The sequence below is a fragment of the Flavobacterium sp. genome (genome assembly GCF_039595935.1).
In the GTDB taxonomy this organism is placed as follows: domain Bacteria; phylum Bacteroidota; class Bacteroidia; order Flavobacteriales; family Flavobacteriaceae; genus Flavobacterium.
Map to the genome: position 1 here is coordinate 1970497 of NZ_JBCNKR010000006.1, position 23732 is coordinate 1994228.

19 protein-coding genes are annotated in these 23732 nt (G+C 33.5%); 3 read left to right on the plus strand and 16 right to left on the minus strand.

The window, feature by feature from the left end:
• Nucleotides 1-2: 2 nt before the first annotated feature.
• From ABDW27_RS18240 to ABDW27_RS18305, 14 genes are all read right to left on the minus strand, one after another.
• Nucleotides 3-1460 carry an LptF/LptG family permease gene (locus ABDW27_RS18240; RefSeq protein ID WP_343697180.1) on the minus strand — a complete coding sequence of 486 codons (1458 nt, stop codon included), beginning with the start codon at nucleotides 1458-1460 and terminating at the stop codon, nucleotides 3-5.
• Nucleotides 1461-1468: 8 nt separating this feature from the next.
• Complete coding sequence (locus ABDW27_RS18245) at nucleotides 1469-2161, minus strand: outer membrane lipoprotein carrier protein LolA (RefSeq protein ID WP_343697181.1); 693 nt, start codon at nucleotides 2159-2161, stop codon at nucleotides 1469-1471.
• A gap of 7 nt (nucleotides 2162-2168) precedes the next feature.
• On the minus strand, nucleotides 2169-4622 hold the full coding sequence (locus tag ABDW27_RS18250) for a DNA translocase FtsK (protein WP_343697182.1): 2454 nt from the start codon (nucleotides 4620-4622) through the stop codon (nucleotides 2169-2171).
• 13 nt (nucleotides 4623-4635) lie between these two features.
• Nucleotides 4636-5010, minus strand: coding sequence for a diacylglycerol kinase family protein (locus ABDW27_RS18255; RefSeq protein WP_180859357.1), 375 nt, complete (start codon nucleotides 5008-5010; stop codon nucleotides 4636-4638).
• 13 nt (nucleotides 5011-5023) lie between these two features.
• Nucleotides 5024-5521 (minus strand): thiol peroxidase, encoded by a 498-nt coding sequence (gene tpx / locus ABDW27_RS18260; protein ID WP_343697183.1) that lies wholly within the window; start codon nucleotides 5519-5521, stop codon nucleotides 5024-5026.
• Nucleotides 5522-5962: 441 nt separating this feature from the next.
• The gene (locus ABDW27_RS18265; RefSeq protein ID WP_343697184.1) at nucleotides 5963-6220 is read right to left on the minus strand and encodes a hypothetical protein; all 258 of its coding nucleotides are present in this window, start codon (nucleotides 6218-6220) and stop codon (nucleotides 5963-5965) included.
• A 108-nt stretch (nucleotides 6221-6328) separates the two neighbouring features.
• A complete protein-coding gene (locus tag ABDW27_RS18270; RefSeq protein WP_007805605.1) occupies nucleotides 6329-6637 on the minus strand; it encodes a thioredoxin family protein in 309 nt (102 codons plus the stop codon).
• Between the two features lie 244 nt (nucleotides 6638-6881).
• Nucleotides 6882-7520 (minus strand): peroxiredoxin, encoded by a 639-nt coding sequence (locus ABDW27_RS18275; RefSeq protein ID WP_073416931.1) that lies wholly within the window; start codon nucleotides 7518-7520, stop codon nucleotides 6882-6884.
• Between the two features lie 123 nt (nucleotides 7521-7643).
• Nucleotides 7644-9257 carry a glycoside hydrolase family 3 N-terminal domain-containing protein gene (locus tag ABDW27_RS18280; RefSeq protein ID WP_343697185.1) on the minus strand — a complete coding sequence of 538 codons (1614 nt, stop codon included), beginning with the start codon at nucleotides 9255-9257 and terminating at the stop codon, nucleotides 7644-7646.
• Nucleotides 9258-9259: 2 nt separating this feature from the next.
• Nucleotides 9260-9709, minus strand: coding sequence for a GNAT family N-acetyltransferase (locus ABDW27_RS18285; protein ID WP_343697186.1), 450 nt, complete (start codon nucleotides 9707-9709; stop codon nucleotides 9260-9262).
• Nucleotides 9710-9800: 91 nt separating this feature from the next.
• A complete protein-coding gene (locus ABDW27_RS18290; protein ID WP_053471121.1) occupies nucleotides 9801-10142 on the minus strand; it encodes a hypothetical protein in 342 nt (113 codons plus the stop codon).
• A 21-nt stretch (nucleotides 10143-10163) separates the two neighbouring features.
• Nucleotides 10164-11483, minus strand: a complete 1320-nt coding sequence (locus tag ABDW27_RS18295) for an MFS transporter (RefSeq protein ID WP_343697187.1) — start codon at nucleotides 11481-11483, stop codon at nucleotides 10164-10166.
• The gene (locus ABDW27_RS18300) at nucleotides 11470-13041 is read right to left on the minus strand and encodes a family 10 glycosylhydrolase (RefSeq protein WP_343697188.1); all 1572 of its coding nucleotides are present in this window, start codon (nucleotides 13039-13041) and stop codon (nucleotides 11470-11472) included. Before ABDW27_RS18300 ends, ABDW27_RS18295 begins: the two co-directional genes overlap by 14 nt.
• Nucleotides 13042-13168: 127 nt before the next feature.
• The gene (locus ABDW27_RS18305) at nucleotides 13169-14377 is read right to left on the minus strand and encodes an anhydro-N-acetylmuramic acid kinase (protein WP_343697189.1); all 1209 of its coding nucleotides are present in this window, start codon (nucleotides 14375-14377) and stop codon (nucleotides 13169-13171) included.
• Between the two features lie 308 nt (nucleotides 14378-14685).
• On the opposite strand from ABDW27_RS18305, the gene ABDW27_RS18310 reads away from it, so the two are divergent.
• A complete protein-coding gene (locus ABDW27_RS18310) occupies nucleotides 14686-15354 on the plus strand; it encodes a hypothetical protein (RefSeq protein ID WP_343697190.1) in 669 nt (222 codons plus the stop codon).
• Nucleotides 15355-15402: 48 nt separating this feature from the next.
• Nucleotides 15403-18063: a TrlF family AAA-like ATPase gene (locus ABDW27_RS18315; RefSeq protein WP_343697191.1), complete on the plus strand. Its 2661-nt coding sequence runs from the start codon at nucleotides 15403-15405 to the stop codon at nucleotides 18061-18063.
• Nucleotides 18064-18307: 244 nt separating this feature from the next.
• Here the strand turns inward: ABDW27_RS18315 and ABDW27_RS18320 are convergent, their stop codons facing one another.
• Nucleotides 18308-19120 (minus strand): mechanosensitive ion channel domain-containing protein, encoded by an 813-nt coding sequence (locus ABDW27_RS18320; protein ID WP_343697192.1) that lies wholly within the window; start codon nucleotides 19118-19120, stop codon nucleotides 18308-18310.
• Between the two features lie 200 nt (nucleotides 19121-19320).
• On the opposite strand from ABDW27_RS18320, the gene ABDW27_RS18325 reads away from it, so the two are divergent.
• Nucleotides 19321-22230 (plus strand): FAD-linked oxidase C-terminal domain-containing protein, encoded by a 2910-nt coding sequence (locus tag ABDW27_RS18325; RefSeq protein ID WP_343697193.1) that lies wholly within the window; start codon nucleotides 19321-19323, stop codon nucleotides 22228-22230.
• Nucleotides 22231-22355: 125 nt separating this feature from the next.
• Here ABDW27_RS18325 and ABDW27_RS18330 read toward each other — a convergent pair whose 3' ends face one another.
• Nucleotides 22356-23516: a Gfo/Idh/MocA family oxidoreductase gene (locus ABDW27_RS18330; RefSeq protein WP_343697194.1), complete on the minus strand. Its 1161-nt coding sequence runs from the start codon at nucleotides 23514-23516 to the stop codon at nucleotides 22356-22358.
• Nucleotides 23517-23732 lie beyond the last annotated feature (216 nt).

Consider the following 23732-nt stretch of genomic DNA (forward strand, 5'->3'; position numbering starts at 1 on the left):
AATTATTCTTTGTTTTGAGCTGGTGAAAAACGCTCGGAAATTTTTTGAAATACTTGTGATATTGGGGTTGTTATCGCATCAAAATTAATCAATCCGTTATCGTTTGTTGCACGATAAGTCAATAAAATTGCTAATGGAGAAAGAATAAAAGATGACATCCATGAGCCCAAAAATGGAGTCATACCGCCTTCTTGTGATAATCTTTTTCCAAAAGTATTAATGAAATGGAAAGTAATGAAAATTAAAACAGCAAAAACAATTGGTAAGCCAAGTCCGCCTTTTCTAATAATAGCTCCAAGCGGCGCACCAATAAAGAACATTAAAAAACAGGCAAAAGCAATTACGAATTTCTCGTAAAGAGCAGTTAAGTGTTTGTTGATTTCGCGCTGTTTATCTTTTAAATCTTTTTGAGTAGATTCTATAGAATACTCATTGCTGGTTACATTGCTTGATGCCATTTTAATAACATCAATCTTTTGTTTGTTATTGTATAAAGACAAAAGATCACTTGGTAAAGTTTTTTTGTTTTTTTTCTTATCAGTAACCAGAGTGCTTGATTTTCTAATCCCCACGCGCTGGTTAATGTTTTCAGAAAATGAAACAATTTCATTATCCATATTTTTGTTTAATGAATCAAGGGTATAACGTAATTCATTAACGTTAAGCATAGCATTTGTACCCGCAATACTTTCTTTACTGTCATCAACTTTGTTTAATTCAGATAAATCAATGTTGATGATATGTTTTTTGAAGGCGCCTTTTATAAAAGGAAGTTTGGCGCGATCTTCATATTTTTTTGGAGTAACATCCTGATAGTAATAACCGTCATTTAAAACAAGTTTTAAAATACTCGATTTTTCATTACTGATTAATTCCCCGTCTTTAGCTTTAATAACGGTTTTGTTTTCGCCAACATTATTTGCTTTTTCGTGAATAGTTACACCTTTTAAGATATTTCCATTCTCTCCGGATTTTTTGTTGACTTTGATATTGTAAGTTCCAACATCATTAAACTGACCTTCGGCAATTGCCATTGCAGGTTTAGCCTGAGCGATATTTTTACGGAAATTCACAAATTTATATTCAGCATAAGGAATAACATTGTTGGCAAACCAAAACGCTACAATACTCAAAATGAATATAAAAATAATTAAAACGCGCATCGCTCTTTGAAGCGAAATTCCAGAAGATTTCATAGCGGCAAACTCATAATTTTCGGCCAGATTTCCGAAAGTCATGATCGATGCTAATAAAACCGAAAGTGGTAAAACCAGCGGTATAATACGCGGCATAGAAAAAAGCAGGAATTTCACGACCAATATTAAGTCGAGATCTTTACCTGCTAGTTCTGATATAAATAGCCATACTGTTTGAAGTATGAATATGAAAAATAGAATTACAAATACCGTAGTAAATGTAAATGAGAATGTTTTTAATAAGTATTTGTCTAAAATTTTCAACCTTCTGCTTAATCTAATTTATTGATGTAGTATTTCGGGTATTTACTCGCTACAAAGGTAAATTGATTTTTTGATAATGGCTGATTGGTTTTAAAAGAATTAACGGTTAAAGTTGTTTTTGTTCCGTTTTTTCCGGTTTCAATCAAATTGTAGATGTGTTTTGTCTGAACATCAATACCTAAAAGAATTTCTTTTCTTTGATCTTTTCCTGTAGTCGGAACTAATTTTATGTATTGGATTTTTCTTCCTTTCACATTTTGTACAATATCCATGTTGTATTTGTATCCTGAATTAAAGAAAGTCAGCATTTTTGAAGGCGTAATAGCATTATCATCCTTTTCATTTACTTTAGAAACCGTAACTTCTTCATCTTCCGGAACAATAGTATATGTTTTTTGTCCGTCAAAAATTTTAGTAACGCCCATAAAATTCAATACATATTGATTTCCTTTCATGGTTACGTTTCCTTTACTATCCTGATTAATATTCTCTTTTGCGTTGTTTAAAGAGTATTTAAAATCAATAACAATATTATCGTAGCTTTTTATTTTTGTAGTCACTTCGTTCAATAAATCTTTGGCTTTTTTATCCTGTGCCTGAATAGAAGTGAAGCTCAAAAGCAAGATAACTGCCATTTGAAAACACTTTTTAGTCATGTTAGTGATAGAATTGTTTTTGATTTCCTGAATTTTTGTTCTCATGATTGGATTAATTTTGTTCATTATTAAAAAATTGATCAAGAGCACTTAAATCTAAAATGTTCACGCTTCTTGCTTTACTGCCTTCAAAAGGTCCAACAATTCCTGCTGCTTCCAGCTGATCGATCAAACGACCGGCTCTGTTGTAACCTAATTTTAATTTTCTTTGCAGTAACGAAGCAGAACCTTGCTGTGCATTGACAATAATCTCTGCAGCTTCTCTAAATAAGGTATCTCTTTCGGAAATATCTATATCAAGATTGATGCCACTTTCTTCTCCAACAAACTCTGGAAGCATATAAGCCGTGGCATATGCTTTTTGTGAACCAATAAAATCAGTAATTTTTTCAACTTCTGGTGTGTCAATGAAAGCACATTGAACACGAATAACGTCGTTTCCGTTTGAATACAATAAATCTCCACGTCCAATTAACTGATCAGCTCCCTGAGTATCTAAAATCGTTCTTGAGTCAATTTTTGAAGTTACTCTAAAGGCAATTCTCGCAGGGAAATTCGCTTTAATTAAACCTGTAATAACATTTACAGATGGTCTTTGTGTAGCAATAATTAAGTGAATACCAATAGCACGCGCCAGCTGAGCCAGACGGGCAATCGGAACTTCGACTTCTTTTCCTGCTGTCATAATTAAATCGGCGAACTCATCGACAACCAAAACAATGTAAGGTAAAAATCGGTGTCCGGCTTCCGGATTTAATTTTCGTGATTTGAATTTTTCGTTGTACTCTTTAATATTACGAACCATCGCATCTTTTAATAAAGAATAACGATTGTCCATTTCGGTACAAAGTGAATTCAAAGTATTGACAACTTTTGCGTTATCTGTAATAATAGCATCTTCGGTATCTGGAAGTTTGGCTAAATAATGTCTTTCTATTTTATTGAAAAGCGTAAGTTCTACTTTTTTCGGATCGACTAAAACAAATTTTACTTCTGCCGGATGTTTTTTGTATAAAAGCGAAGTTAAAACAGCATTTAATCCAACTGATTTTCCTTGTCCTGTTGCTCCCGCCATTAATAAGTGAGGCATTTTAGCAAGATCGACAACAAAAGTTTCGTTTGAAATAGTTTTTCCTAGAGCAATTGGAAGTTCCATTTCAGCTTCCTGAAATTTAGCTGCTCCAATAACGCTTTTCATCGAAACCATAGTTGGAGTCTTATTTGGAACCTCAATACCAATTGTTCCTTTTCCTGGGATTGGCGCAATAATACGAATTCCTAAAGCGGATAATGACAAGGCAATATCATCTTCTAAACTCTTAATTTTTGAAATTCTGATTCCGGCTTCCGGTACAATTTCATATAAAGTTACCGATGGTCCAACTGTTGCTTTGATTTGTGCAATTTCAATTTTGTAGTTACGAAGTGTGTCTACAATTTTATTTTTATTTTCTTCTAATTCTTCCTGATTGATTGTAATTCCGCCAGTCGAATATTCTTTTAATAAATCGATCGTTGGAAATTTGTAATTTGATAAATCCAAAGTTGGATCAAACAATCCAAAATCGGCAACCAAACGTGAAGCCAGATTTTCTTCAATAATATCTTCTTCTTCGGCTTTTTCAATTACAAAAGCTTCATCAGGTGTAGCCGTGATTTGCGGTACTGGCTGAATAGGTTTTGAAATCGGATTTAAATCAATTTCTGACGAATGAGAAATGGTAGGTTTTAAAGCTTCTTTATTGATTTCGAATTTTGAATCTTCTTTTATTAGATGAATATTATCTAATTCAGGATCTTCTTCAATAGCAAATTCTTCAAGATTATAAGCACTTTCAGGCTCCAGATCTTGTTCCTGCTGTTGAGGTTTTTTGATAGAATCTAATTCTGATTTGAATTCTTTTTTAGTTGAATCAAAATACGACTGGATTTTTTCCGGAGATACTTTTATTTTGAAAATCAAATAAACTATTAAACCGAAAAGTAAGCTTAATAAAGTTCCGGTTTTCCCGATGTAATCCTGAAGGAAAAGATTTAATTCATAACCAATTGTACCGCCTAATTCCGGGGCGGAAGTAGCAAAAAATCCAAATAGAATTGAAACAATTATAATCGCAAATAAATCCCAAAACCAGGTATTTTTTAATTTTTTAGTCGAAAGTTCTAATGCCAGAAATAATCCGGTTAAAAAGAATAAGCGGACAATTATAAACGATGCAAGACCAAAACCTCTGTAAACAATTAAATCAGCAAGATAAGCACCAAATTTTCCGAGCCAGTTTTGTACTACTTCATCACGGTCTCCAAGCTGACTAACAGCGCTTTGGTCTGTTTGCCATTGCCCGTTAACATAAAAAGAAATAAACGCCACTAATAGTGCTATAGAAAAGAGTACTAAAAGACAACCCAAAACAAATTTTTGTTGTTTGGATAATGTCAAGGATTTAATACTTGAGACTTTTGATTCGGTTTTTTTGTCTGCAGTTTCTTTTTTAGTTTTTGCCATTCTTGCTTTCCGCCTATATAAATTTTGGAATATAAATTATCAAACCAATAGCTATTGCTGTCATTGCGGCAAAAAATACCGCTCCAGCAGCAATATCTTTAATAAACCCGATACGTCTGCTGTAATCGGGGTGGATAAAATCAGCGATTTTTTCAACTGCCGTATTTAATCCTTCAATGCTTAAAACCAAACCAATGGCTAAGGTTTGACATAGCCATTCGGTTTGAGAAATATGAAAATAAAAACCAGCAATAGTCATGATAATTCCCAATGAGAATTGTACCATAACACTGTGCTCTGTTTTAATCAATTTTACAGCTCCTTTAAAAGCATAGGTAACGCTTTTTAAACGACCTGTAACAAAGGTATTATCTTTTTGAAACTCCATTTAATGGGAAATATTATAGTGCTGCTAAAGCTGCTTCGTAATTTGGTTCGTTTGCAATTTCAGCAACTTGTTCTGTATGTTTTACTGTACCATCAGCATCAACCACAATAATAACTCTTGAGTGTAAGCCAGCTAAAGGTCCGTCAACAATTTCTAAACCATTTGCTTTACCAAAAGCACCAGTTTGAAAATCTGATAAGTTTACTACATTTTCTAAACCTTCAGCACCACAAAAACGTTTTTGAGCAAAAGGTAAATCTCTCGAAATACATAAAACAGTTGTGTTGTCTAATCCGCTTGCACTTTGGTTGAATTTTCTAACAGATGCAGCACAAGTTCCTGTATCAACACTTGGAAAAATGTTTAAAACTAATTTTTTACCAGCGAAATTACTTAATGACGCAACTGATAAATCGTTTTGTACTAATTTGAAGTCAGCTAATTTTGAACCAACTGCAGGTAATTCGCCTGATGTATGAACTGGATTTCCTCCTAAAGTTATTGAAGCCATGATTTTTGTTTAAATTAATGAGGCTCAAAAGTAAGGATTAATATTTGAATCTAAAAGTATTTGTTGTGGGTTTAAGGCGAGATTAAGTGTGGATTTTAAAGTTTGACTTGTGTGTTATATAGTGAGCAGATGACGCAGATTGATACGGATTTTTTCTCATTTTTGTCATCCTGACGAAGGAAGGATCTTCGCAAGTAGCTCCGCAATCTAAGTAACCAATCTTTGTAGAGTCTCTTACGAAGATCCTTCTTTCGTCAGGATGACAAGATTGTGTGGACTCCGACTTCGCTCAGCCTGACAAGGATTATCGTCAAAACTAAAACTGAGACTAAAAGCTGTGACCGGGAACTATGAATGAAAACTAAAAAAAAGCGTCCCTAAAAATAGAAACGCTTTCTCAGTCATGTTTTTTTGTTTTTTAATTTGAAAAACGGCTCGATATTATTTATCGATTGAGCCTAAAACACGTTTCATGAACATATTTAAAGCTTCTTTTTTATCAGTTCCCTGAGCAACTAATTTTTGTACTTCAAGAGCGCCGTACATATTTGAGATCAATTCTCCTATAACATCTAATTCTTCATCTTTAAGAGAAGGAATTTCGGTCATAGCTTCAAGAACTTCGATCGTTTCAATGATATAATCCTGATCGTTTTCTTCGATGAATTGCGTTAAATGCTTTATTACTGGTAATTTCATGGTTTAGACTTCTTAGATTTTTAGACATTTTTAGATTTCTTAGACCTTTTTTAAATTATAGACAACATCTAAGAAGTCTAAAAATCTAAGCCAGTCTAATATCTAAATTTAAGCAATTGCGTTTACTAAGTCGATTAAAACTTCTTGTTTATTAGTTTGGGTTTCACCAACCAATTGTCCGTTTACGAAAGTTGCAAATGTTGGCAGGTTGCTTACATTAGCTAATTTTCTTGATTCAGGAGAATTTTCTGCATCAACCAAAACAAAAGTAATAGCTTCATTTTCAGTTGCTAATTTTTTGAATTTTGGTTTCATAATACGGCAATTTCCACACCATGAAGCTGAATATTGTACTACTACTTTTTCATTTTTAGCAACTAAATCTGCTAACGTATCTTCGTTTAAGTCGATTAACATAGTTTTTATTTTTTGAGGTGCTAAGTCGCTGAGGTGCTAAGGTTCTAAGTTTTTAGCCCTTAGTCCATAAAATGACTTAACGTTAAAATTATTTGTTTGAGATTTAAAGTCATCAAGGTTCTAAGATTCTAAGTTTTAATCTTAGAACCCGATAACTATATTGTAGAATTTTTATTTAAGATTTTAAGTTCAGTAAAAAAGCTTAGTGCCTTAGTATCTTAGAACCTCAGAACCTTAAAAAGAATTAGTTAGCGCTTAAGTATTCAGCAGTACTGTTTCTGTCAGCAGTCATAGCTTCTTTACCAGCTTCCCAGTTTGCAGGACAAACTTCACCTTTAGTCTGGATGTGAGTGTAAGCGTCAACCATTCTTAAGTATTCGTTTACGTTACGTCCTAATGGCATATCGTTTACACTTTCGTGGAAAATTTTTCCAGTTTCGTCAATTAAGTAAGTAGCTCTGTAAGTTACGTTAGAACCTTCGATGATAACTGAATCAGTATCTTCGCTGTAGCTTGTAGATTCGATATCAAGAATACCTAAAATGTTAGCTAAGTTACGGTTTGTATCAGCTAAGATTGGGTAAGTAACACCTTCGATTCCACCATTGTTTTTTGGAGTATTTAACCAAGCGAAGTGAACTTCGTTAGTATCACAAGAAGCACCAATTACGATAGTATTTCTTTTTTCAAATTCTGGTAATGCAGCTTGAAAGGCGTGTAATTCAGTTGGACATACAAAAGTAAAATCTTTTGGGTACCAAAATAAAAGTACTTTTTTATTGTTGTTTACTGCTTCTTCAAAAATGTTGATTTTTAAATTGTCACCCATTTCTGAGATAGCATCTACTGCAATACTTGGGAATTTTTTTCCTACTAAAGACATAATATTCGTTTTACGTTAAAAATTTATTTGCTGCAAAAGTAGGGCATAAGTACAGATTCTTACAATAAGATGTGATTATAAAAATTTATCAACTTATAAATTTTGACTATTTTAAAGTTTAACTTATTGAATGTCAATATTTACCGGAAGTGTTCCTGTAAAAGTATTTTTTTCTAAAATTTGAATTCCTGCAGTTTTTTGAAATTCTTCAAAATCCTGATACGCCTGAACTAATCCCGAAGCCTTTTTTAGATTTGGAATTAGCGGTAAAGAATACGGATTTCCGAATACATAAATAATGCACTTTTTAGTTTCAAGCAAATCTGAAAGTAAGTCTAAAACTTCGTTATCAATTTCAAAATTATTCAGCGGTTTAGCTTTCGGAACAAATAATGAAAGTAATATAGTTTCGAAATTTTTTAATTCTTTTTTGATTGAAGAAATATCCGAAACTTCTAAGTTTTCAAAAGCAAATTCAGGAGATTTTAATTCTGAATTTAAAGTTTTGAAGAAAGTGTTGTCGGTATTTTTATATAAACTCAGCTTGGCTAATTTGTTGTTTTTATGTGCTTCAAAAATTAATTCTGAATTTGAATTATCTATTACAGTTGTAATTGCATTTTGAGCTATTTGAAGATTTAATTCAGAAGTTTTTCCGAAATCTAATTCGCCCGAAGCCGAAGTGTTTCCAGATAAAATGCCAGCTTTTTCTTTAGCTTTTATAATTCGGTTATAGCTTTCGAAAATGCGGTCAGGCGAAGCATTTTTATAAATTGCTTCAATTCCTTCCGGAACATTTTCGGCAAAGCATAAAATATCATTTCCGGCATTAAAAGCTTCCCATTCTAATTGTCCTTTGGTTTCATACAATTTAGAAACGCTGTGCATGTTTAGTGCATCAGAAATTACCAAACCATCATAACCTAATTTATCACGCAAAAGATCCTGAATTATGGCTTTTGATAAAGTTGCTGAGGTGTTTTTTCCGTCATTCAGACTCGGAACAGCTAAATGGCCAATCATAATCGAATCGACATTATTCTCAATTCCTTTTATAAATGGATATAATTCGTTTTCTAATAATTCTTCAAGAGTTTCATTTAAAACCGGTAAACCTAAATGCGAATCGACATTGGTATTTCCATGTCCCGGAAAATGTTTCAAACAGCCTAAAATACCCACTTCAGACATTCCTTTTAAATATTCAACAGCAAAATCGGCTACTTTTTCTTTGTTTGCACCAAAAGAACGATACCCAATAACGGGATTATTAGGATTGTTGTTGATGTCTGCCAAAGGCGATAAATTATACTGGATTCCAGCAGCTTTTAAATCTAAGCCAATTTGTTTTCCAACTTCAAAAACCAAATCAGATTTGTTTTCCGGTAAAGCACCAAGGGTAATTGCGTATGGATATTGCGGTGTTTTTTCGATACGCATTGCTAATCCCCATTCTGCATCAATACTAATTAAAAGTGGAGTAGAAGCCGCTTTTTGATAACGAACAATTAGTTCTTTTATTTTTTGATAACTATCATCGTTGAAAACAACTTTTTTCTTGCTTTCATAATTGGTAGCAGCACTCGCACGACTATGAAAAAAGGTTAGTCCGCCAATATTGTGTTCTTTTATAAGGCGTTCCGTCTCCTGAATATTTTCTTCAGTATCGTTTATAAAAACGGCTGGAAAAAAGAATTGTCCTATTCTTTGTAGTAATGTTTCGGCAGTAATTTTCATTATTATAAAGTCTTTTTCATGCAAACGCTGTTATCCATCTTTTCATAAGGAGGATAATTTGGAGTAATTGTGTAGCCTAATTTTTGGTACAAATTTATGGCTTCTGGCTGGTTTTTTCCAGTTTCTAGAATCGTATAAGTATAACCAACTTCTTTAGCCCAAATTTCTAATTCGGCTAAAACTTTAGAGGCAATTCCTTTTTTGCGATAATCAGGATGAACATACATTCTTTTGATTTCTGTTTTATCACTTTCTTTTTCACGAAAAGCACCACAGCCAACCGGAATGCCGTTTTCATAATAAACAATTGTGTGTTTTATTTTATCGATTTTATTAAACTGATTATAAAATGCATGATCTTCTCCGTCTCTAATTGCTAAATCCTGATCTAATAAAACAACCAGATTTATGAAATCGATATCGTCTGAATTAGTGCGTTTTAAAGTAACCATGTCAAATAAATTTAGGTATCTTGTTTTTACCATTAAGGCATTAAGTTCATAAAGCTATGGCTTAAATTACTTAATGTCTTAATGGTAAAAATTATTTCAATTTTGCTTTCTTTTGTTTAGCTAATTGTTTTTTAGTTTCAATTGCTTTATCCAATCGGTTTTTAAAACGGAAGAGTTTTGGTAAACCTTCCAGTCGGTCTTCGATTGTAATTTCTTCGTAAACCACAATAGCTTTTTCTAAAACCCTGATTTCATTATCGAGATCGTTTTGGTTTTTGTAAATTGTTGCTAATCTATCATAAGGATGATTTCCTTTAAAGCTTTCCGCGACATTTTCCTCATATAATTCAATTGCTTTTTCAAGATTTCCTGTTTTTTCGAACTCAGCTCCTTTTAGGTTGCGTTCGGCCTGCAGATTTTCATTGATTTCCATAAGTAAGAGTTTGATTTGGGGTTAAACTTCTTCTGATTTTTTCCCAAAATCTTTCGGGAAAATTAAAAAACGTGATAAAATAAGACCTGGAATTGTAGCTAGAAAAACCCAGATAAAGAAGTTTTGATAGCCTAAATATTGTTGTATGTAACCGCTCAACATTCCCGGAAGCATCATTCCTAATGCCATAAATCCGGTTGCAAGTGCATAATGCGCAGTTTTTGATTCTCCTTCGGCAACATGAATTAAATACATCATAAAGCCCGTAAATCCAAAACCATAACCAAATTGTTCAAGAACAACAGTAATGCAAGTATAAAGATTTAATGGAGAATTTATTTCAAAAAAGTATAAATTTATATGAAGATGAAAAAGTTCTTGAGGCTGAAAATGAGCTAACCCAATAAAACCAAGTATTGGCAGATGCATTGCCAAAAACATTGGTAACATCCATTTAGTAAGTCCATGTTTTGAAATGGCCATTCCGCCTAAAATTCCACCAATTGTTAAAGCAAAAATTCCCAGAGTCCCATAAATAATTCCAACAGATTCAGTATCCAATCCCATTCCTCCTAATTCTTTTTTGTCAAGCAAAAACGGACTTAACATTTTAAGCAATTGTGATTCTCCTAATCTGAAAACCAGAATAAAAGATAAAATTAGCCCGATTTGTTTTTTCTTAAAGAAGCTTACAAATATGGTTGCAAAGTTTTGATGATGAACTTCTTTATTTTCTGCGGCATTTATTTCTGTTTTTGGAGTAAAAAAGAAATTGTAAATCGTTATGAAAGTCATTAAAAGACCAACAATAATCATTGTGTATGACCAGGCTTTTGTATTGTCGCCGTATTTATGTTCCAGATATCCAGCAAAAAGCACCACTAACCCGTTTCCGGCTAACATTGAAAGTCTGTAAAAAGTACTTCTGATTCCAAGAAAAAAAGACTGCTGTTCTTTTGGTAAAACCAATAAATAAAAACCATCGCTTGCAATATCATTTGAAGCAGAAGCAAATGCCGCAACCCAGAAAATTGCTAAAGTCATCATGAAAAACCCATTCGTAGGAATGGTAAAACCTACTAGTAAAAAGGCAATCGAAATCAATAATTGCATCGATAAAAACCATTTTCTTTTGGTTCCGGTTAACTCAATAAACGGACTCCAAAGCGGTTTTATGACCCATGGTAAATATAATAAGCTGGTATATAATCCGATATCTTCATTGCTGATTCCGAGATTTTTGTACATTAATACCGATACCGAAATGATTACGGCGTAAGGTAATCCAGAAGCAAAATTAAGAAGAGGAATCCAGAACCAAGGCTTATTATCTGTTTTCATTAGGCTGAGCAGGTGTATAGATTTTAAAATTCTTTTTTATATCGATGGCAGTTGGGGTACTTTCGTTTGCAAAATAATCAATAAATGTTACAGCACAAGCTTTATACATGTTGATTTTTTCTGAAGGAACAGAAAATGTTATAAGTCCGTCTTTTTCAACAACTCTTACTTTGTCGATTATTTTTGCAGCATCGCTTGTGTTTACTTTTGAAATGTGTTCTCCTCCATAAATTACAACATAACGTACTTTTGTATTCAGCGGACTTTTGATTTTGAAAGTGTATTTTAAAGTATCTTTTGCAAATTCATCAAAAACTGGCGTGTCGATAATAATTCGTTTCAAATTAGGAACCGCAGCCGGAAGTGCCGGATATTTATATTGATTTTCTTCTAAAAGACGGGTAATATCAAAGTTTTTGCCCATGAACCATTTAGCGCTGAAATAAGCACTTCCGGTTACATTTTTAAAACTTCTGGCAAAATCGATTTGATTTGGAATTTCATAAGCAAAATTCCAGCTTTTATCAGCCTCGCCTCTAATTTTGTAAGATGCGTGCCCAATATATACGGCAGTATTATTTGAATTTTCGGACCACCATTTTACCAATTTCGAATAATTGGCTCTTGTATTGTTCATACTCCAGTACAATTGCGGCAGAATGTAATCAATCCATTTTTGATCCATCCATAAAACCGGATCAGCATATAAATCATCGTAATTTGCTGTAGACTGCGTATCTGAACCTCTTGGATCAACAGATTTGTTTCTCCAGACTCCAAACGGACTAATTCCAAACTGAACCCACGGTTTACTTGTTTTTATAGTTGTAGAAATCGTGTGTACAAAGTTGCTCACATTTGCACGTCTCCAGTCGGCAAGGCTTAAACCTGAGCCGTATTTTTTATAAGAAACAGAATCGTTAAATACTTTTCCGGGAACGGCATACGGATAAAAATAATCATCAAAATGAATGGCATCAATATCGTATTTGTCAACGACTTCTTTCACCACTTTTGTTAAATGCGTCTGAACTTCCGGAAGGGCAGGATCATAATAATATTTCCCGCCATATTCGATCATCCATTCCGGATGTTTAAAAACATCGTGATTAGGACTTAAAAGGTTTTTGTTTAAATCGAAAGTCGCACGATACGGATTCAGCCACGCATGAAACTCAAAACCTCTGTTATGCGCTTCTTCAATCATCCATGCCAAAGCATCGTAATACGGGTTTGGAGCCTGACCTTCTTTTCCTGTCAAAAATCGTGACCAGGGTGCTAATTCTGAAGGATAAAAGGCATCGCCAACACTTCTAATCTGAACGATTACAGCATTGTAGTTTAGTTTTTTATACGTTTCTAAAATCTCTAAATAATCAGCTTTTTCTTTTTCTACATTATCTGTTGCTGTTTTTGGCCAGTCAATGTTTACTACAGTTGCAATCCAGACACCTCTAAATTCATTTTTAGGATGCATTATTTTTTCTTGGGAATTTGAGTGCCATCCAAAGAAAAATAAGAATATGATAGAGTATAGTAAGTGCTGATTTTTATGCATTTTAATCTTTAATTTTAACAAGAACCAAAAATAGGCTTAATTTTTTTTCTGCCACGAATTCACGAATTTTATTTTCATTTAAAACATTAAAAAAAATAATTCGTGAATTTGTGGCTATCTTTTTATTTTAATCTGGAAAAGAAATTTTTCCCATTGTTACAGATGGAATTCCTTTTTTTGAACCAAAATTATAATTTCCGCCTGCCACGGTTTCATTGGCCAAAACAGCAAATAAAACCGCTTCTTTAGCATCGCCTGCAATTCCGAGAACGTCGCTGGTTTCAAATCTGCATGAAAGCAATTCTTTTAACCAGCTTACTAATAAAGGATTTCGCGCGCCTCCGCCAGACATATATATTGTAAACTCTTCAATTGGAGTTTTAGTGTTTTTTACTACAAACAAAATCGCTTCGGCAATCGTTTCGGCACTTAGGCGTGTTAAAGTCGCAAGCAAATCTGGTGCCGAAATGTTTTCTAAACCTAATTTTAGCAAAGCCGAGTTTACAAAATCATGATTGAATAATTCTTGACCAATTGTTTTTGGGAAGCTTTTATGAAAGAAAGCATTACTTTTTAATTCGCTTAAAAGTTCCTGATTTACAGTTCCGCTTTTAGCAATTTCGGCATCTTTATCGTAACTTTTTTCAGGGAAATAATGTTTAGTGAAAATATCAATTAAAGTATTTGCCGTTCCGGTATCGGTTACAAAGACTTCTTCGGCGTTTTGAGAAGCTGGTAAATAAGTGAAATTGGCGATTCCGCCCATGTTAAGCATAATTCGGTTTTCGCCTTTTTTGCTGAATAACAAATAATCGCCATAAACAGCCAAAGGTGCGCCTTCGCCACCAGCAGCAACATGTTTTTGCCTGAAATCAGAAAGTGTTATAATTCCCGTTTTAACCGCAATATGATCGCCGTCGGCTATTTGTAAAGTCGCGTTTGGAAATTTTTCCTGTTGATGCAAAAACTTTGGCGCGTGCAGAACCGTTTGTCCGTGCGAAGCTATTAAATCAACTTCACTTGCAGGAATATTCCATTTTGAAAGACAATCGTTTATCATTCCGGCATGTAAATCTGCAATCCATTCGTTGAGCAAAACCAAATGCTGAAAATCGATTGTTTTTTTTGCAAACACTTTTCTGATTTCGGTTTTAATATCGTCGTTGTAATCAATCGTTTCAAATTGTTCGATTTTTACAACCGTGTTTCCGCCTTCGCCGGAAATTTTGCAAAGCGCTAAATCGAGTCCGTCGAGCGAAGTTCCTGACATTAAACCTAGTATTTTTCGGGTCTCTTTTTGGGCTATTTTATAGAGGGCGGTTATGTTTTTATTCATTTTGAATGAGGACTTTTTTTTGATTGTGCTAAAATCGGAATGTTTTAAATATAAATGTAGAAAAAAAGAAACTTTATTGGTTTAGTTTACTTATAGATAAAATTTTTCAGTCTTTTATAAATTTTGATGTAATCGAGATTATAGAAGTTTTTTTATTCTTAAATATTTCAGGTATAAATACTTGTTACTTTAATTTTATTTATAAGTATAATTGTTTCATAATTAATTTTAAGCAGATTATGGTTTTCCATAAAATAAGAAATTATTTAATACTAATATTTGCTTTATTAACTAATAAATAGATAGTTATGGAAAAAATAACAGTAAAAAAACTAATCGAATTTCGAAAAAAAACTGATAGAACAAAATTAACTTTTGTAAATAATCTTAATAAAGAAAAGAAAGAATCAGATGGTGGAGGTGATTATTGGATTAGTTGTTTAAGCGCTATACGAAATACTTTTAAATTAAATGATGCTGATTTGTTGGATGAAAAAATTAATTTATTATTAGAGAAAATTAAGGTTACAGAAAAGACCAGTGTAAAAGATCAGTTTAAGAAAAATATTGAAATTCTAAATATTTTTAAAGATTATGATTTTCAGCATTTAAGACCAAATAGTAATCTTATCTTTTTGACGCAACCGAAAAATCATTCGATACTTAATATTAAAGGGTTTCCAATCGAAGCAAAACCGTGCCATATTTTTTCATTTTCAAACGGAAAAAGTGACGAAATAGGAGGGATTTGGTTTGTCGCTCAATTGAAAGGATTTAAAAAAAGTGAATTAGGAATGTTTGCAGACATGATTTATAGATACTTAGATAAATATTATTCAAAGAATTTTTATATTAATCCAGAATTCTGTGTAGCAGTGGATTTATTCAATGGGCAAGAAACTAATTATGCTGAAATTAAGAGTGGAAAAATTCCAATATTAATCGATTCAACATTGGATGATTTAAAGGAGTTTTAAAAATAACTAGTTGCTCATATTTATAATTTTATAAAGAAAAATTAAACGATGGTGAATAATCAAGCACAGTTTTATAGAGGAGATCTTCATATTCATTCTTTTGGAGAATTTGGTTCATTCGATGTGACAGATACAACAATGACGCCACAGGCAATTGTTGATACCTCTATTGAAAAAAATCTCAAAATAATAAGTATAACAGATCACAATGAAATAAACAATTCCCATTTTGCAATTGAATATGCAAAAGGTAAAGATATTTTAGTAATACCTGGTATAGAGGTTTCTACAATACAAGGACATTTGCTTGTCTATTTTGAAACTTTTGCAGAATTAAGAAGTTTTCATGGAAAATTAACAATTTCTGGAGATAAAACACTTTGCACTCAAGGCATTGTTGATTGTTTAGACTTTGCTAATCAATTTGGAGGATTCGGGATTCTTGCACATATTGAATTAACATCAGGTTTTGAAAAAACAATAGGTAGATTCGGACCTCAAATGGAGGAAATTTTTAAAATTAAAAATCTATTAGGATTCGAAATTAATTCTAGAAATTCTATTAGCTTATATAGTGAATTTGATAATTCAGATTTAAAAAATGAACGAAATAATTTATTAAGTATAAGAAGAGCTCATCTTGAATATGATTTAGATTATAATCTTCCAAAAATAATGTCTTCCGACTCCCATACTTTAAGCAAGTTAGGAACAAATGCAGAAGGTGAAAATAAATTAACAAGATATAAAGTGGATGAACTCAATTTTCATTCAATTAAAATTGCTTTACAGTATTATGAATCTCGAATAAGACTAGAAAATGAAATTCCAGAACAAAGACCATATATCAAAACAATAAAATTAGAAGGAGGGCTCTTTAATTCGACCACTGTGACGCTTAGTAGTAATTTGACATGTATTATTGGTAGTAGAGGAGCAGGTAAGTCGACTTTACTTGAGTCAATACGTGAAGCAACTGGTAATAAGTCAAAATATGGTGTTGTTGATTCAGATGTTTGGCCACAACAAATTGAATTAACATATTATGATGAAGCAAATCAACAAATTGATTTTGTTAGAGAAAAGAATAATTCAATAAGAAATGCAACTGATCCTGTAAACGGAATTGGAAAAATAGACATAGAGACTTATGGACAGGGAGAAACAGCTGAAACATTGCAACATAGTGATGAAAATCCAAGAGTTTTAATTAATTTTTTAGATAGTTTTTTAAATCTTGAATCGAAAAATCTTGAAGATAATTTATTGATGAAAGAATTATTAGAAAATCAAAGTTCATCAAAAAAGATAAGACTTGAATTATTAAGCTATGTAGAAACAGAAAAAGCGTTAAAGAATGAGGAAAAAAAATTAGAAAACTTAAAAAAGGAAAAAGCTGGAGAATTAGTAACTTATCAAAATTCTTTAATAAAAGAAAGACAAATTAGAGCAGAATTAATTACCAAACTTCAGGAGTTAGTTGTCAAATACAAAGAAATTTTTTCTGACGATACTTTGTTTACTAATTTTTCGACTATTTCCGATGATGAAATTATTGTTGGAAAAGATTTTTTTCAAAATGTAAAAAACATTGTTTCGGATTTTTCAAATGTTGTAAAAACTAAATCGACTGAATTAAATTCGGAACTTACAGCGAAAATTGAACAATTAAATATTGAATTAAAAAATTGGGCACAAAAAGAGACAGAAATTCAGGCAAAAATTGATATTAAGAAGGCGCAACTAGAAGCTCAAGGAATTCCTTTTGATTTAGGGAAAATAAATCAAATATCAATTGATATTATTGATTATAAGAAGAAGATAGAAAAGCTTAATCAAGATAAAATTTTATTGCAAAAACTAAACGATGAGCGTATTATATTAATTGAAAAGAGATTAGCGAATAAAAAGGAAATATATGATTTAAGAAAGGTGTTTTCTAAAAAAGCTAACCTTAATCTGAAAAATACAATAGATGGTTTTTTTATAACAATCAAATATAAATCTGGAATATATTCGACGGATTTTGAAGAATTACTAAAAGTAAAAATGGATTGGAGGCAAAACAAAAAACCAAAAATCATTTCATCAAATTTTTCTGTTTTTCAATTTCTAGAAATTTGTCAAAAAAATGAGCTTGATAAATTAGTCAATTTGATGGATGAAGAGGGTAATTTGATATTCACAAGTTTAGAATGTCAGAGCATTATTGATAAAATTAATAGTGACTTTAATTTTGAAGATTTTCAAGCGATACGGTTTGATGATTTACCTGAGGTAACTATTACTAAAAGTTATATAGATAGTGATGGAGCTACCAAGTATATATCAAAACCTCTTTCAAAACTTTCTCTAGGTCAACAGCAGTCAGTATTATTGGGTATTTTAATGTTGTCAGATAGTAATAAACCATTAATAATTGACCAGCCAGAGGATAACTTGGACAGCGAGTTTATTTTTAAAACAATAGTTAAAAACCTTAGAAAGATTAAAGAACAAAGGCAAGTTATCATTGTAACTCATAATCCTAATATTGCAGTTTTAGGTGATGCAGAGCTTATTATTCCTCTAAAAAGTACAAATATAGTTACTCATGTTATAGATGCTGGTTCAATAGATAGAACAGAAACAAGAGCAATTTGTTGTGAAATATTAGAAGGAGGTAAAAGAGCTTTTAAACAACGTGAAGAAATATATGGGATTAAATAATTCATTATTATCATTTTTGAAAACGAGTGCCCTAGCCCTGATGGAAGCGGCATCCTTTTGCGCCGGGGTTCGGCGTAAAAGATATAGCGGACAGCAGGAAATTGCTCCTAAAAAATATTAATACAATTACAATTTCAAAAAAATAGAATTTACGTTTCCATAAGCCTTCGACTACGCTCAGGATGACAATTAGGTTTGAAGAGAAAAAACCTTTGTCTCTTTGCAACTCTGAACTTCTGTACCTTTATTTCAAAACAAACTCATTTTCTTTCAACTTCTTCAAAACAGCAGCAATAATTTTGGATCGGCATTCTGAATTTTCTATTGTTGATGCGGTTTTAACCCAATAACGAACGTTGAGCTGAATAACTCCAGCGGCGGCAACATCGGTAATAACTGCGGAGTTTTCGTGGTCTTTTTCGGTTACTTCTTCGCTGTTGCCCAAAACTTCTTTTACGAGTTCAATGGCTCGGGTATAATCAGAACCATATTCGAGTCCGACTGTAAAAGTCTGGAGCAGAAAACCTTCGCTGTTATAGTTAATTAAAGTGTTTTTTATAAGAAGCGCGTTTGGAATATAAATGATTTTAGAATCGCTTTTTACTTCGGTATCGCGCAGGTTGAGGTTGATTACTTCGCCTTTTACGCCGTTACTTTCGATAATATCTCCAATAGAAAACGGACGTTTGAAAGCGAGCAGAATTCCCGCAAGGAAATTTTCGCCAATATCTTTCAGCGCAAAACCAATCACAAAAGCTGAGATTCCAGCGCCAGCAAGCATACTTTGCGCAACGCCTTCGAGACCAATGATTCGGAACATAAACAAAATCCCGATAATAATTAAAACCGATTTAATTAATCGGGCGATAAAAACTGCCAAAAGGCGATCGTGCATTTTGGTTTTGAGTCGGTTTCCAGCAAAAATGCCAACACGGCTCGCAATAAACCATGAAACTAAAACGACCAGAATCGCCAGAATAAATTTTGGCGTAAGATCGACAATGCTGTAATAATAGTTTTCTAAATGTTTAAAGACGTCCTGAACGAAATTTTCCATAATAATAAGGCGTAAAAATGTAAAATCTTAAAATTAAGATTTCGGGATTTGGGCAGTTTATAGAATTCGCTTTTAATTTTATAAAATAGAAGGCACACAAATAGATAAATTCTCAAATTGTACCATTTTAACCTGCTATATTTTTATATTTGCTATCTCGGTTTTGAGGAATTATTTTTTTAAGAAAAGCACCATTTAACATGTTGACCCAATCTCATTTAGAGCAATTAGCCAGCGAACTCGAAGGCACACTTTTATACGATGATCTTCATAAAACACTTTATTCGACAGACGCATCGGTGTATCGGATTCGGCCAAATGCGGTGGCTTTGCCTAAATCTGTGTCAGATATCAGCAGGTTAATTCGCTTTGCAGCAGAACATAATATATCTGTTACGCCAAGAACGGCCGGAACTTCACTTGCCGGGCAAGCCGTTGGCGACGGACTTGTGATTGATGTTTCGAAGCATTTCACGAAAATATTAGGTTACGATGCTGAGAAAAAAACGGTTACGGTGCAACCAGGCGTTATTCGCGATGAACTGAATTTGTTTTTGAAACCACACGGCGTTTTCTTTGCGCCAATTACATCCACTTCAAACCGTGCGATGATTGGCGGAATGGTAGGAAATAATTCATCCGGAACAACTTCAATTCGTTATGGTGTTACGCGTGATAAAATTGCTGAGGTAAAAGCGATTTTGAGCGATGGAACAGAAGTAGCTTTTGGCGAATTGACTTCGGCAGAATTTATCGAGAAAACCAAAGGCGATTCTTTAGAAAATAAAATTTATAAAAGCGTTTATGACGAACTTTCGGTAAAAGAAAATCAGGAAGAAATTATAAAGGAGTTTCCGAAACCGGAAATTCACAGACGAAATACAGGTTATGCCGTTGATATTTTGTTAAGATCAGAATTATTTGGCGGAACTGAACCAACCATAAATCTAGGAAAACTGCTTTGCGGAAGCGAAGGAACTCTCGCTTTTACAACCGAAGTAACTTTAAAAGTTGATGATTTACCGCCACCTTACAGTATTATGGTTGTGGCGCATTATCACACGATTCAGGAATCCTTAGAATCTGTTGTCGTGGCGATGAAACATCATTTGTATACTTGCGAAATGATCGACGACACGATTTTAGATTGTACTAAAACCAATCGTGAACACATTAAAAACCGTTTCTTTTTGGTTGGAGAGCCAAAAGCGATTATGCTTTTTGAAGTGGCTTCGCACAATCTGGAAGATGCTGAAAAACAAGCCGACGCTTTAATTGCCGATTTAGAGAAACATAATTTTGGATACGCGAGCGTTAAATTATTTGGAGCTGATATTGACAAAGCCAACGAACTTAGAAAAGCCGGTCTCGGACTTTTAGGAAGTATTGTAGGCGATGACAAAGCAGCCGATTCTATTGAAGATACAGCCGTAGAATTAAACGATTTGCCAGCGTATATTGCAGAATTTTCGGCGATGATGTTACGCCACGGACAGGAAGCGATTTATTACGCGCATGCCGGTGCGGGAGAATTGCACTTGCGCCCTGTTTTGAATTTGAAGAAAACATCTGATTTAAAATTATTCAGAACCATTGCGACAGAAGTGGCGCATTTGGTGAAAAAATACAGAGGTTCGTTAAGCGGTGAACATGGTGACGGAATTGTGCGTGGCGAGTTTATCCCGTTTATGATTGGCGAAAAAAATTACGAATTGCTGAAAAGATTAAAATTGGCATTTGACCCAAATTCAGTTTTAAATATCGGGAAAATTGTCAATGCTTTGAAAATGGACGAAAATCATCGTGTAGTTTCGGGCCGAGTGGAACCGGATATTAAAACATTTCAGGATTTCTCAGACAGTTTAGGAATTTTGCGTGCAGCCGAAAAATGCAACGGTTCCGGCGATTGTAGAAAAATGCCATCGGCAGGAGGAGCGATGTGTCCGAGTTATCGTGCGACCAGAAATGAAAAAGAAACAACTCGTGCGAGAGCAAATGCTTTAAGAGAATATTTGACGTATTCTGAAAAAGAAAATAAATTTGATCAGAAAGAATTATACGAAGTTTTTGAGTTATGCGTAAGCTGTAAAGCCTGCGCGAGCGAATGTCCAAGTAATGTTGACGTTGCAACTCTTAAAGCTGAATTTTTATACCAATACCAAAAAGCAAACGGATTTTCGACCCGAAATAAAATTTTTGCTAATAATGCGAAATTGAATAAAATTGGAAGCAAATTCCCGTCGATTACGAATTTTATTTCGAATCAGTCTTTGGTTAAAAAAACAATGGGAATTGCGCCGGAAAGGCAAGTTCCACTTTTGGCAAAAAAGACTTTTAGAAAATGGTATCAAAACAATAAACCTGCAGCAACTGATTTTCCAAACGGAAGATTGTATTTGTTTGTGGATGAATTCACGAATTATTACGACGTAAATATCGGAATCGATGCTTTCGAATTATTAACAAAATTAGGCTATCAGGTTTTAGTTGTCGATCATGAAGAAAGCGGTAGAACGTATCTTTCTAAAGGATTTTTAGAAGAAGCAAAGAAAATCGCCAATCACAACGTAAACATTTTTAAAGATTTGGTTTTAGCCAATGCGCCTTTAATCGGAATTGAACCTTCGGCGATTTTGACTTTTAGAGATGAATATCTTCGTTTAGCCGATGACAAAGAAGCTGCAGAAAATTTATCCCGAAATGCATTTACGATTGAAGAATTCTTCAAAAAAGAAATCATCGACGGAAAAATCACAGCCGATTCATTTTCAGAAGAAACGAAAGAAATTAAAATTCACGGACATTGTCATCAGAAATCTTTAAGTTCCGTTGAAGCGACTTTTGCCATGCTGAATCTGCCTAAAAATAATACGGTTACGATTTACAATTCTGGCTGCTGCGGAATGGCGGGTTCTTTTGGTTATGAAAAAGAACATTATAAAGTGAGTATGCAAATGGGAGAGGACACGCTTTTCCCAAAAGTGCGTAACACTGCCGAAAACGTAAAAATCGCCGCCGCAGGAACGAGCTGCCGTCATCAAATTTATGATGGAACGAAGCGAGAAGCGCAGCATCCGGTTAGTATTTTGAGAAGCTGTCTTAAATTTTAGATTTTAGAATGTAGATTTTAGATTTTTGTTTCACGCAGATTTAAAATGATTTAAGCAGATATTCGCAGATTTTTATTTTTAAATTAAATCTGCTAAAATCTGCCTAATCTGCGTGAAAAATAAAACTATAACAAACTTATTTTTTTTCCTGTTTCAGCAGCTTTATAGATTGCGTTGATGATTCTAACATCTTTAATTCCTTCTTCGCCCGTAATATGATTTGGAAGTTTTTTGTTGGCTAAAATAACTTTAGAAATCTCATCCATTTGGGTCTGCTGTTGGTTGATAACCGGAAAATTAAACGGTTTTCCATCCGATCTTTTACCAATAAAAGGCCCATAACTTACAGCAGGACTCATTTCGAAGAAACCTTCATCAGCAGCAGCGTAAAATCGATCGATGCCAAAGCCACAAGAACTACTGCAATTCGCAACTGCACCGCTCGGAAATTCCATTTGCCAAGTGATATTTTCTTCAACCTGAGAAAACATATTTTTGTTATTAACATGTCCAAATTGTGCGGTAACAGCAATTGGTTCTTCGCCTAAAACATAACGCGAAACCTGAATGCAATAAATGCCTAAATTAATCAAACAACCGCCGCCGGCCCATTTTTTAGTCAGTCTCCATTCCTTGCGGGCGTTTAGATCAACAGGTTTATTAATATCACGAACATCGTAAGTACTATAACCCAGACCAGTTTCAATATAACGAACTTGTCCCATAACTTTTTCTTGTCCGAGACGTTTTATTTCTAGATGATTAGGTTCGTAATGCAAGCGATAACCCATTGCCAATTGTACATTATTGTCATTGCAGACTTTTATCATTTCCTCACAATCTTCGGGAGTAATTGCCATTGGTTTTTCGACAATAACATGTTTTCCTGCTTTTGCTGCACGAACTGTAAATTCTTTGTGTAATGCATTTGGTGTGACAACATAGACTAAATCAATGTCTTTGTTTTTTACAATCTCATCGAAATTTTCGTAGTTGTAAATATTTTTCTCAGGAATATTATATTTCTTTTTCCATGTTCCAGCCTTTGATGGTGTTCCGGTAACGATTCCTGCAAGCTGGCAGTATTCAGAAACCTGAAGCCCTTCAGCAAGCAGTGAAGCATAGTTTCCTAAACCGCATAAAGCAATATTTAATTTTTTTCCGGTGTAAGGAACATGAGTTTTTTCTGTTTCGGTCATAAAAGAAGGAAGTGAAGTCATCACAACCGAAGCTCCAACGCCAAGCCCAAATTTGTTTACAAAAGAACGTCTTGAAATTTTTTCCATAAATATGATTCTTTAAATTAAATACTACTTGTATTAGTAAGCTCATTTTGAGAAATGTTACATTTGTAATTATTTAACCGCAATCCCGATAGCTATCGGGAGCAAAGAATTACGCAGGGTTCGCAAAGTTTTTTTGTTTCTCGCAGATTTAGCAGATAACGCGGATTTTTATTCTGCTAAAAGATTTACGCAGATTTTAATAATTAAAATAAAAAA

Excerpts from the sequence above, each read along its gene's own strand:
- ABDW27_RS18245 (WP_343697181.1), bottom strand. The coding sequence starts at position 2,161 with ATGAGAACAAAAATTCAGGAAATCAAAAACAATTCTATCACTAACATG.
- ABDW27_RS18250 (WP_343697182.1), bottom strand. The coding sequence starts at position 4,622 with ATGGCAAAAACTAAAAAAGAAACTGCAGACAAAAAAACCGAATCAAAA.
- ABDW27_RS18255 (WP_180859357.1), bottom strand. The coding sequence starts at position 5,010 with ATGGAGTTTCAAAAAGATAATACCTTTGTTACAGGTCGTTTAAAAAGC.
- tpx (WP_343697183.1), bottom strand. The coding sequence starts at position 5,521 with ATGGCTTCAATAACTTTAGGAGGAAATCCAGTTCATACATCAGGCGAA.
- ABDW27_RS18265 (WP_343697184.1), bottom strand. The coding sequence starts at position 6,220 with ATGAAATTACCAGTAATAAAGCATTTAACGCAATTCATCGAAGAAAAC.
- ABDW27_RS18270 (WP_007805605.1), bottom strand. The coding sequence starts at position 6,637 with ATGTTAATCGACTTAAACGAAGATACGTTAGCAGATTTAGTTGCTAAA.
- ABDW27_RS18275 (WP_073416931.1), bottom strand. The coding sequence starts at position 7,520 with ATGTCTTTAGTAGGAAAAAAATTCCCAAGTATTGCAGTAGATGCTATC.
- ABDW27_RS18280 (WP_343697185.1), bottom strand. The coding sequence starts at position 9,257 with ATGAAAATTACTGCCGAAACATTACTACAAAGAATAGGACAATTCTTT.
- ABDW27_RS18285 (WP_343697186.1), bottom strand. The coding sequence starts at position 9,709 with ATGGTTACTTTAAAACGCACTAATTCAGACGATATCGATTTCATAAAT.
- ABDW27_RS18290 (WP_053471121.1), bottom strand. The coding sequence starts at position 10,142 with ATGGAAATCAATGAAAATCTGCAGGCCGAACGCAACCTAAAAGGAGCT.
- ABDW27_RS18295 (WP_343697187.1), bottom strand. The coding sequence starts at position 11,483 with ATGAAAACAGATAATAAGCCTTGGTTCTGGATTCCTCTTCTTAATTTT.
- ABDW27_RS18300 (WP_343697188.1), bottom strand. The coding sequence starts at position 13,041 with ATGCATAAAAATCAGCACTTACTATACTCTATCATATTCTTATTTTTC.
- ABDW27_RS18305 (WP_343697189.1), bottom strand. The coding sequence starts at position 14,377 with ATGAATAAAAACATAACCGCCCTCTATAAAATAGCCCAAAAAGAGACC.
- ABDW27_RS18310 (WP_343697190.1), top strand. The coding sequence starts at position 14,686 with ATGGAAAAAATAACAGTAAAAAAACTAATCGAATTTCGAAAAAAAACT.
- ABDW27_RS18315 (WP_343697191.1), top strand. The coding sequence starts at position 15,403 with ATGGTGAATAATCAAGCACAGTTTTATAGAGGAGATCTTCATATTCAT.
- ABDW27_RS18320 (WP_343697192.1), bottom strand. The coding sequence starts at position 19,120 with ATGGAAAATTTCGTTCAGGACGTCTTTAAACATTTAGAAAACTATTAT.
- ABDW27_RS18325 (WP_343697193.1), top strand. The coding sequence starts at position 19,321 with ATGTTGACCCAATCTCATTTAGAGCAATTAGCCAGCGAACTCGAAGGC.
- ABDW27_RS18330 (WP_343697194.1), bottom strand. The coding sequence starts at position 23,516 with ATGGAAAAAATTTCAAGACGTTCTTTTGTAAACAAATTTGGGCTTGGC.